1 protein-coding gene and 1 pseudogene are annotated in these 1,087 nt (G+C 39.4%); both read left to right on the top strand.

Annotation, left to right across the window (positions count from 1 at the left end; all coding sequences use genetic code 11):
• Window positions 1-208 (top strand): annotated as a pseudogene (locus tag G3W54_RS19120) (calcium-binding protein); the annotation flags it as partial.
• Window positions 209-752: 544 nt separating this feature from the next.
• A partial coding sequence (locus G3W54_RS19115) for a hypothetical protein (protein ID WP_162654918.1) occupies window positions 753-1,087 on the top strand: 335 nt, incomplete at its 3' end.

The raw sequence follows: 1,087 nt of genomic DNA, 5'->3' as shown, positions 1-1,087 counted from the left end.
TGTTATTACTGATTTCACAGCTGGTGCGGGTTCAGATGATGTTGTTGAGTTGCAAGGGTTAGCGGCATTTGATACCTATGCCGAGGTTCTCGCGGCTGCAGTTGATGATGGAACCAATACAACAATTACTATTGATGCTGATAATTCTATTGTTTTAAACAATGTGTTAGTTGCTGATCTTCATCAGGATGATTTCAAGTTCATTTAATCTCAGATAAATAGTTCCCAAAGCAGATTAACTTCTGCTTTGGAGTAAATTATGGAAGCATTCACGGGACCTGTGGCGCAAATCTGTTGAAAGAGCTAATTAAACGAAATCGCAAAAATGTGATTTATTTACCCAATTTGTTACCCAAGAAAGAAAATTGTTTGAAAAAAGACAATAAAACAATTTCTTAGTACGAACACAGACGGTCTCCAAAACCGTAGGTCGAGGGTTCGAACCCTTCTGCCCCTGCCATTGTTTTCAGGCACACAATATGTATGTCATCTGCCTTGGTATTCAATAAATATTTTGTGCAAATGAGTGAATGTCTGTCATCACCACAGACGTAGAATTTACATTGGGTTTTATAATGCAATAATCTTGTAATATTTAACCGTCGACACCCCTAAAACTTGCCGATTATATTTAGTATATGTTGCTGTTTTTGGGAGTTGTATATGTCAACCCCCTAAAATTTGTAATTGTATCAAAAATCGACTTAACCATCATGTCTTTCAATTAGAATAATTTAATTGGAGTACGTCGAATGGCCACTTTAGCAAATGATGATGTTGTATCTAATGAAGGTCGCGATATCTTTATTGTCAATGCCGGCCTTGAAGATGAGGCGTTCGATGATGGCGGATATTCATATGATGCTCCTGGTTGGGTTCGCACAGGCACTGCAGGTGATCATAATCCATTAGCCTCACATATAGCAGGCGAAGCTGATGAAGGCTCAAATGTTGGTTGGCTTACGACTGGCTCGGTCGTCAATACACTTTCAGAAACTTACGCCAGTGACCAGAACTATGTTCTTTCTGTTGCAGTGGCAGTTGAACTGGGTCGTTCTAATCCGCAGTCAGGATATATTATCAGGCT

The organism is Lentilitoribacter sp. Alg239-R112 (assembly GCF_900537175.1).
GTDB lineage: Bacteria > Pseudomonadota > Alphaproteobacteria > Rhizobiales > Rhizobiaceae > Lentilitoribacter.
This window is presented reverse-complemented; position numbering and strand designations above follow the sequence as displayed.